The 8840-nt window shown below is 50.1% G+C and carries 10 protein-coding genes; 5 read left to right on the top strand and 5 right to left on the bottom strand.

The genetic code is table 11. The features are described 5' to 3' along the window. Positions 1–27: 27 nt before the first annotated feature. From Q0L39_RS00790 to Q0L39_RS00770, 5 genes are all read left to right on the top strand, one after another. Positions 28–480 (top strand): hypothetical protein, encoded by a 453-nt coding sequence (locus Q0L39_RS00790; RefSeq protein ID WP_296626433.1) that lies wholly within the window; start codon positions 28–30, stop codon positions 478–480. 3 nt (positions 481–483) lie between these two features. After that, a complete protein-coding gene (locus tag Q0L39_RS00785; protein ID WP_296626432.1) occupies positions 484–1149 on the top strand; it encodes a hypothetical protein in 666 nt (221 codons plus the stop codon). Between the two features lie 13 nt (positions 1150–1162). Further along, complete coding sequence (locus tag Q0L39_RS00780; RefSeq protein WP_296626431.1) at positions 1163–1582, top strand: DUF2871 domain-containing protein; 420 nt, start codon at positions 1163–1165, stop codon at positions 1580–1582. A gap of 291 nt (positions 1583–1873) precedes the next feature. Further along, complete coding sequence (locus tag Q0L39_RS00775) at positions 1874–3211, top strand: C1 family peptidase (protein WP_296626430.1); 1338 nt, start codon at positions 1874–1876, stop codon at positions 3209–3211. 425 nt (positions 3212–3636) lie between these two features. Then, positions 3637–4161, top strand: a complete 525-nt coding sequence (locus Q0L39_RS00770; RefSeq protein ID WP_296626429.1) for a GNAT family protein — start codon at positions 3637–3639, stop codon at positions 4159–4161. Positions 4162–4259: 98 nt separating this feature from the next. Here the strand turns inward: Q0L39_RS00770 and Q0L39_RS00765 are convergent, their stop codons facing one another. The 5 genes from Q0L39_RS00765 to Q0L39_RS00745 are packed head-to-tail and all read right to left on the bottom strand — an operon-like array spanning position 4260 to position 8713. Next, on the bottom strand, positions 4260–4652 hold the full coding sequence (locus Q0L39_RS00765) for a YbaN family protein (protein ID WP_296626428.1): 393 nt from the start codon (positions 4650–4652) through the stop codon (positions 4260–4262). Further along, positions 4649–4987 (bottom strand): nitrous oxide-stimulated promoter family protein, encoded by a 339-nt coding sequence (locus tag Q0L39_RS00760; protein ID WP_296626427.1) that lies wholly within the window; start codon positions 4985–4987, stop codon positions 4649–4651. Before Q0L39_RS00760 ends, Q0L39_RS00765 begins: the two co-directional genes overlap by 4 nt. Further along, positions 4987–6645: a thiol reductant ABC exporter subunit CydC gene (gene cydC, locus Q0L39_RS00755; protein ID WP_296626426.1), complete on the bottom strand. Its 1659-nt coding sequence runs from the start codon at positions 6643–6645 to the stop codon at positions 4987–4989. The genes Q0L39_RS00760 and cydC overlap by 1 nt, the downstream gene beginning before the upstream one ends. Continuing rightward, positions 6645–8378: an ATP-binding cassette domain-containing protein gene (locus Q0L39_RS00750; protein WP_296626425.1), complete on the bottom strand. Its 1734-nt coding sequence runs from the start codon at positions 8376–8378 to the stop codon at positions 6645–6647. Before Q0L39_RS00750 ends, cydC begins: the two co-directional genes overlap by 1 nt. Further along, positions 8375–8713: a heme transporter CcmB gene (locus tag Q0L39_RS00745; RefSeq protein ID WP_296626424.1), complete on the bottom strand. Its 339-nt coding sequence runs from the start codon at positions 8711–8713 to the stop codon at positions 8375–8377. Before Q0L39_RS00745 ends, Q0L39_RS00750 begins: the two co-directional genes overlap by 4 nt. Positions 8714–8840 lie beyond the last annotated feature (127 nt).

The raw sequence follows: 8840 nt of genomic DNA, 5'->3' as shown, positions 1-8840 counted from the left end.
GTCGTATTCAATCAGAGGAGGCAGACAGTGAAAGTAAAACGAAATACCCTGCTGCTCCTCGCCTGTCTGGTGTGGAGTGCAGCGGGCTTTAATATTCTTCGCATAGGATTGATTGCATACCCATCTTATGGGTCTGTGTGGAATTTCCTGTTATCAGCCCTGGTTTTTGTTGTGTTTCAGAAATTCATCTTTGGAAAGCTGGTGAAAAAGCACACAACCAGAATCCATTCCTATGTGGAAGAACGGCATTTTTTCCTGAAATTTTTTGACGGAAAAGCCTTTGCCATCATGGCGGTCATGATGGCCGGCGGAATCGGTCTGCGGGCAAGTGGATTGGCGCCGGAGCGATTTATCGCCGTCTTTTATACCGGCCTGGGCGCTTCCCTTCTGCTGGCCGGAATATTGTTTGGACGCAACTTTGGCAAAGCGGTGCTTGCCGATGTCAGAGTTCAAAATAAAACCGAGTATAAAGGAGAATAAACTATGCAAGCAATCGTAGAAACCTTGTTTGATGCGGTCTATCTGATTTCTGTCATTACCATCGGTGTGTTGATGATTCGAGGAAGCAAAGGAAACCGCCAGTTTAAGCTGTTTGGCTGGATGGCTGTGGTGCTGGGAGCAGGCGACGCATTCCATCTGGTGCCACGTGCATTGGCATTGTGTACCACCGGACTGGAAAATTACACCGTTCCGCTGGGACTGGGCAAATGGATCACCTCCATCACCATGACCATCTTCTATGTGCTGCTCTACTATGTATGGCGGCAGCGCTACCACATCAAGGGACAGAGCGGTCTGACTGCTGCCGTATACGGTCTGGCTGGCGCTCGGATTCTTCTGTGCATGATGCCGCAGAATCAGTGGCTCAGTGCCGACGCTCCTCTTTCCTGGGGCATCTGGCGAAACATTCCATTTGCGCTGCTGGGTCTGCTGGTGATCGTGCTGTTTTATCGCAGCGCAAAGGAGCATAAAGATCGGGCATTCCGCTGGATGTGGCTGACCATTGTGCTGAGCTTTGGCTTCTACATCCCTGTGGTACTGTGGGCGGATGTCATCCCTATGATCGGGATGCTGATGATTCCCAAAACCTGTGCCTATGTATGGAGCGTTCTGATTGGCTACTTTGCCATGAAAAAGGAATGCAGATAAAGGAGGAAGGAACATGAAACGTTATATGAATCTGTCCTTGCTATACGCCATTCTTGCGATGGTCGGCGGCGTGTTTTATCGAGAATTTACCAAGTTTAACGGCTTTACCGGCAAAACCACTCTGGGCGTAGTACACACCCATTATTTCCTGTTGGGCATGGTGTTCTTCCTGCTGCTGCTTTTGTTGGAAAAAAACTTTTCTTTCACGGGAGCCAAAACCGGTCGGATACTGGTCGCCTATCAGGTTGGACTGAATCTGACGGCAGTAATGTTTGTTGTACGCGGCATCACCCAGGTGCTGGGAACTGCACTTTCCTCCGGCATGGATGCAGCAATTTCCGGCATTGCCGGAATTGGGCATATCCTGCTGGGAATCAGCCTGGTACTCCTGTTGATGCAGATTAAACGCAGCGTATCGGATGCAAAGATGTAGATGCTGTAAGCTTAGAAGGAAGGCAGCCAAAAGAGAAATTCTTTTGGCTGCCTTCCTTCTTCTGTCAAAATCAATCCTTCATTGTCCTGCTCCAGAGGATACGTGCAGTTCACTTCTTCTTATCTACAATAGGCTTGAAATTTAGTCATAATGAAAGATTATTCAATAAAATGTTGGTCTGATTTGACAAAGTTCGCCATTTATTTACAAAAAATGTATTCATCCTTGAAAAAGAGTGCTAGAATGAAAAGGGAATATAATTTCTCTAACTTTTTTAAGGAGTGATTGATTATGAATACTAGCATTTCTCAGGAAGAACTCTGCCGTCTGGAACAGAAATTTGACCAGAATCCGGTACATGCTGTTGCGATGAACGCCGTTTATGCAAATGGTATCAACGCCTGCGCTAAAAATTATCCGGTTGACCGTCAGGTGACACACGATTACTCCATCAGCCTCAAGCAGGGCAAAATTACCAATCAGAAACAGAGCGGCCGCTGCTGGATGTTCGCAGCTCTCAACTGCCTGCGTTTCTCCATGATGCAGAAATGCAATCTCGAAACCATCGAACTCTCCCAGAGCTACACTCTGTTCTACGATAAACTGGAAAAATCCAACTATTTCCTCGAAAGCATCCTGGAAACCCTGGACGAAAAGACCAGCAGCCGTCTGATCGCTCACCTGCTCTCCTCTCCGCTCGGCGACGGTGGTCAGTGGGATATGCTGTGCAGCCTGATCAACAAATACGGTATCGTTCCAAAGTCTGCAATGCCGGAAAGCGTCAGCTCCTCCAGCACCAGAGAGATGAACGGCTATATGACCGAAAAACTGCGTGAATTTGCCTGCATCCTCCGCCGCGCACACAAGGAAGGCGAAAGCATGGAACAGCTGCGCGCCCGCAAGGATGAAATGATGCAGACTATCTACAACATGCTTTGCATCAGCCTGGGCAAACCACCAAAGACCTTCACCTTTGAGTACCGCGACAAGGACGGCAACTTCCATCGCGAGTGCGATCTGACTCCAAAGGCATTTTATGAAAAATATATCGGCCTCAACGTCGATGATTATATCAGCCTGATCAATGCTCCAACCGAGGACAAACCGTTCTATAAGAGCTACAGCGTCAGCTATCTGGGCAATGTCATCGAAGGCAGACCGGTGAAATATGTCAACCTCCCGATCGAGGAGCTCAAAAAAGCAGCCATCGCCCAGATGAAGGACGGCGAACCGGTATGGTTTGGCTGCGACGTCGGCAAACGTTCCTCCCGTGATGGCGGTATCATGGATACCGAACTGTACGACCTCGACCACCTGTTCGATACCACCTTCGGCATGACCAAGGGTGAGCGTCTGGACTATGGTCAGAGCCTGATGACCCATGCAATGGTATTCCAGGGCGTCAACCTCGACGAAAACGGCAAGCCAAACCGCTGGAGAGTGGAAAACAGCTGGGGTCCGGATGCCGGCAAGGATGGATACTATGTCATGAGCGACCGCTGGTTTGATGAATACACCTATCAGATCGTTGTCAACAAGAAGTACCTGTCCAAAGAAATTCTGGACGTCTATGAATCCGAACCGATCATGCTGGAGCCATGGGACCCAATGGGCTCGCTGGCTAAGTAAGAACAGATAAAAAAACAGAAGTTTTCGTCCACCTTTTACAAAAGGTGGTGGTGTCCAGAGGCGAAGCCTTTGGCCGCCTTCCGCAGAAGGCGGAAAGCCTTATCGTTCAAGCGCCTTGAGGAGGTTTGGAACCCCTTTGTAAGAGAAAGGGGTTCCAAAAACCGATTGCAGGCAGAGAATGATCTCAAAAATTATCCGGTGGATGATTTTTGACAGCAGAAACTGATTCCTGTTTATACCTGCACAATATGTACAAATGCGCACTGATGTGCGGCAGCATCGAAACATCATCCAGCCCATATCGCTTTTTATTTTATTGTGAAGTGTCACAGGGGCGTTGCCCCCGTACCCCCACGAGCTTTTTGAAAAAAGCTCGACCAAAAACTTCTGTTTTTACCTCCAATAATACATCAGGAGATCTTCCCATGAACCTTATTACCGAACGTCTTGTCATCCGCGAACTGAAGATGTCTGACCTTGACCGCTTCGACCTGCTTGCAAACTCGGATTTTGTTCTCAAGTATCTGTGCATGTACAGGATGGACCGCGAAGGCTCCAGACAGTACCTTCAGCAGATGATCGAAAAGAAAAAGGATTTTGCCATCGTCCTCAAAGACAGCGATGAGCTCATCGGCAAAATCCACATCGACGAGGACCATCTGCGCTACGATGTCAACTCGGTCGACCTCGCCTACTGGCTGGGTGAAGAATACACCCGAAAAGGCTACATGACCGAGGCTCTTTCTGCCTTCCTCCATTATCTCTTCGAGGACAGAAAGTTTGATTCCGTCACTGCGCAGGCGCTTGCACCAAACACTGCTTCCCGTGCACTGCTTACAAAGCTTGGATTTGTGCAGGAGGGCTATCTGCGCCGCGCCATCAAAGACAACGGCATCATCTATGACAATGTGCTGTTCTCGCTGCAAAAAGAGGAATTTTGCAGCTGTTAAGAAATCCATAAGACGATACAAAATAACCGCACAGGGAAATGTTCCCTGTGCGGTTATTTTTTCGTCGGCAAAGATTCCTGTCGTACCACATCTGCAAATTAGCCCTGCTCTGTCTGATTTGCAGGGAGAGTCCTGATTCCAAAGACAAAATAGAGCACATGAAAAATCCAGACACACACCAGCACCACGCGGCCGACTGCCACAGCATGCATCATCACAAAGCCAATGCTCATCAGAATGGTCACGGTGAGCATAATCCGGATTTTTGCCTTTCTGGTCATACCTCGTTTGGACACAAAGTCCTCCAGGTTCTCCCGATACAGGCGGGTTCCCTTAAACCACCGCTCCAGTCTTTCGGAGCTTTTTCCAAATCCAAATGCAGCCATCAGCAAAAACGGGAAGGCGGGAAGCATCGGAACCACCGCTCCTACTGCTCCCAGTACCACTCCAAGAAAACCGATCAACAGATACAACATCTTTTTCAGCTTCATACCTTGCGCTCCAATCTCTTTTTCTCTTTTCGGGATTCCAACACATGCCCTATCGCCATCAGCGGATGAACAAACAACATCCGAGGGCCGGAAAATCGCATCACTTCCCGAATTTTCTCCCGCATCTCCTGCTTGTAGCAATGAATGGTACAGTTGGAACAAAATGTCTTTGTCTCCATAAAAGGACAGTGGTCTGAACGCTGTCTTGCATACTCCTCCAAAGCAGCACACTCCGCGCACAGCCTGCCCTTTGTGTGATGCTTCTTTCTGCAATACAGAGCGATCATGAAGGAGACCACCTTCTTTTCCCGTTCTCTCTTGGATTGTACATCCATCAGCTGACCCTCCCCTGTTCCACCGAATACAGCTGATCGACAATCCGCATCGTTGATTTTCTGTGTGAAACCAGGATAACCGTCTTGTCGCGGCGCTCCTCTCCCAGCGAGCGAAGGATCACCGCCTCGTTCAGGCTGTCCAGATTGCTGGTCGGCTCATCCAGCAGCAGGAAGGGCGCATCGTGCAAAAATGCCCTCGCTAAGCCCAGCCGCTGACGCTCTCCACTGGAGAGTGTATCTCCCAGTTCTCCAACCGGTGTATCATAGCCTCTGGGCAGCGTCATGATAAAATCATGCACCGATGCCTTTTTGCAGGCAGCTTCGATCTCCTCATCGGTCGCATCCAGCTTTGCAATCCGCAGGTTATTGCGGATGGAATCGTGAAACAGGTGGGTTTCCTGGGTCATAAAGCTCTCCATCTCCCGCAGGTTGGAGGTGTTGATGCTGCCCACCTCTTTTCCAGAGATATTCACCCTTCCCTGCTGAACATCCCAAAAGCGCATGAACAGCTTGAGCAGGGTGGATTTTCCGCTTCCCGATCTTCCCACGATGCCGATGATCTTCTTTTCTGGAATCGTTACCGTGAAATCGTTCAGGATCGTTTCCTCTCCGTAGGCAAAGGTAACTCCTTCTGCGCCGGCTCCCTGGAAAGAAATTTCCGATTGTCCTTCGATTTCCTCCACCAAAGGCTGCTCCTCCAGAATATCCAGCACGCGGTTTCCCGCTGCAAAGGTGTTCTGCAAGGTACTTCCCAAATTTGCCAATGCCACAACCGGTCCAAAGGAGGACATCAGCACGATGGTGCAGATCAAAACGCCGTCAAATCCCAGCTGTCCCTTCTGATAAAGAAAGATCGCTGCAAACAGCATCGCTATATCAAACAGGAAGATCACCGCATTGGTAATGGCGACATTTCTGCCGGCAATGCGCTTCATTTCTTCCTCGTACTGTGCCAGTGTATCGGTGTGCTGGTTCATCTGTTCCAGCCGCTTTTTGCCTGCTCCGTACTGCAAAATATCCGGCAGTCCTCGCAGACTGTCCAAAACAAAGCTGGAAAGCAGTCCCGACTGCTGACGAAAGATTGTTCCGCTCTCTCCTGATGCTTTGGAGATGCACACCGGAATCACTGCACCCACGACAAGATAAGCCGCCAGCGCAACCCATGCCAAAACAGGATGGTAGCTCCCGATAAAGAGACACATCAACGCCGAGAACAGTGCAGCAATCGCCGCCGGTGAGATGGTATGCGCATAGAACACCTCCAAAAGCTCGATGTCGGAGGTAATCACCGAGATCAAGTCGCCCTTGTCCCTTCCTTCCAGCTTGGCAGGCGCCAGCTTCCGCAGTGACTGAAAGACCCGATCCCGAAGGAGAGCCAGCAGCTGAAATGCGATATAATGATTGCAGGATTGCTCAGCATAGCGCAGTCCTGCGCGCAAAGCTGCCATCAGGATGACCGCTGCCGCCAAAACGGTGAGTGTCCACGGCGCCGGCAATCCCAGAACATGCAAAATCCCATATCCTCCAAAAATGGTGATAAAGGATGCTGCCAGATGTCCGGCCAATCCCATGACAATCGCCAGCAGCATATAGAGGGTCAGCGGTTTGACCAGACCGATCAGCTGGAGCATCACCGCAAATCCACTTCTTTTTTTCATCAGCTGTTCTCCTTTCCATAGTTTTCAAGCTGCTGCTGTGCCTGCCACAGCTGGGCATATCTGCCGCCCTTCTCCAGCAGCTGTTCATGCTTACCGCTTTCCACCACACGGCCGGCATCCATCACATACAGATGATCTGCACCTGTCACATTCGCCAGACGATGGGAAATCAGAATCACCGTTTTTGTCTTTGCCAGGTCGATGATCTGCTCCATAATGTCGTTTTCGCTCTCCACGTCGATGTTGGAAGTTGCTTCGTCAAAGATATACACCGGTGTTTGACGCAGCAATGCCCGTGCCAGCGCCAGACGCTGACGCTGACCGCCCGACAGATTGGAAGCTCTCTCCTGCAGCTGGGTGTCCAGTCCGTCCTCACTGCGGAGAAAGTTTGCCAGCTTCACCTGTTCCAGCACCTTCCACATCGACTCCTCCGTTGCGTCCGCACAGCCCAACAAAAGATTTTCACGGACAGTCCCTTTAAACAGATAGCTCTGATGGGAAATATAGGTAATGTGTTCCATCAGATTTCCCTCGTTGATCGTTTCCAACCCGACTCCACCCACGGTGACACTGCCCTGATAGGAGCGATTGCGCCCCATGAGGATAGAGGCCAACGTCGATTTGCCGCAGCCGGATTCTCCAACAATCGCGGTAAAACTTCCCATCGGAAAAACCACCGAAATGTCTCTAAGGAGCTCACGGTCCTGCTCATAGGAAAAATGCAGGTGCTCACAGCGGATGGTGCAGTCAGCCGGAACCTCTCCCTGCTTTTCCTGAGGTTCCGCCAGGTCCAGCAGGCGAAAGATTTTATCGCTTGCCGCCATGCCGTTCATGGCGACATGGAAGAAACTTCCAAGCAAACGCATCGGAATGAAAAAATCTGCCGCCAGCAGGATAATCAGCAGGCATTCTCCCAGTCCGATCCTCCCTGTCTGAAACTGATAAACCGCTACAATCATACCGGCCGCAGCGCCGCCATAGGCGATAAAGTCCATGATGGTGATGGAATTAAGCTGCATCGTCAGCACCTTCATGGTGATTTTGCGAAACTTTTCGGACTCCTCGTTCATCTCATCCTGTTTAAACTGATCCGCCTGATAGATTTTGAGGGTGGTTAGGCCCTGCAAATTTTCCAAAAAGGTATTGCCCAACGCGGTATACTGTCCCCAATATTTGCTCAGCAGTTTTTTGGCCCAGGTCTGGACCGCAGCAATCGCAATCGGAATCAGTGGGACACAGATCAGCAGCACCAGCGCCGCCGGAAGATTTATGAGCGACAGCACCAGAAACAGGGTAAGCGGCGCCAGCATCGCATAGAAAAACTGGGGCAAATACTGTCCAAAATAGGTTTCCAGCTGCTCGACGCCTTCCACTGCGACCTGAACGACCTCGCTTGTCTGAATCTTCTCCTTATAGGAGGTTCCCAGACGCAGCAGCTTTTGATAGATCATCTCCCGCAGTCTGCGCTTGACCGACTTGCTGGAGAGATAGCCCATGCGGGCAGCACCAAGATGACAGGTAAAACGGACCAGCATTGCCAAAACCGCAACCACCAGCGTCATGCTGATGGTCGTTGTGGTGGCTGTTCTCAGATAAAGCTGCTCGAGCAGGCGGCAGATGGAACCAATGAAGGCAATGTTTGCAGCCAGTGCCGTCCACTGCAGCAGGACATTTTTGGCAATGTATCCTTTGCTCTCCGCAACGGTATTGATCAGCCGTCGATTGATCATCATACTGTTTTCCTCCTTCCCCACAGACCCCTTTGAAATACAAAGAGATGGATTGCCAGACAGACGATGCACGCCATGGAAAGCAGCTTGTGCAGCAGTAAGATCGCCGGTATCTGCTCATACACCATCCCAAACACTCCGCTGAGGAAGGTGAGAATTACCATCAACAGCAGTCCCCATTTTTTAGGGCCGCATTTTTTCCGATAGATAACCATGTGCACAACACACAGCAAAAGAAAGACAGCGGACGCCATTTTGTGCACCATTATTCCGGTCAGCGGAACCAGAATGGTTGCAAGAAAGCTCAACGCCAGCAGCAGATTGACTGTTTTTTTCATCGGTTTCCTCCATTGTGGTACATCGTATGCAGAAGCTCGTTCCCTTTTTTGTCTGCAAATTCCAGGTAAAAAGCAGCTTTGCACATCTTGTCCTTGTTTTCTGGCAGCATCTGTGGTTTCACAGGAA

The sequence above is a fragment of the uncultured Negativibacillus sp. genome, from assembly GCF_944388365.1.
Taxonomy (GTDB): domain Bacteria; phylum Bacillota; class Clostridia; order Oscillospirales; family Ruminococcaceae; genus Negativibacillus.
This window is presented reverse-complemented; position numbering and strand designations above follow the sequence as displayed.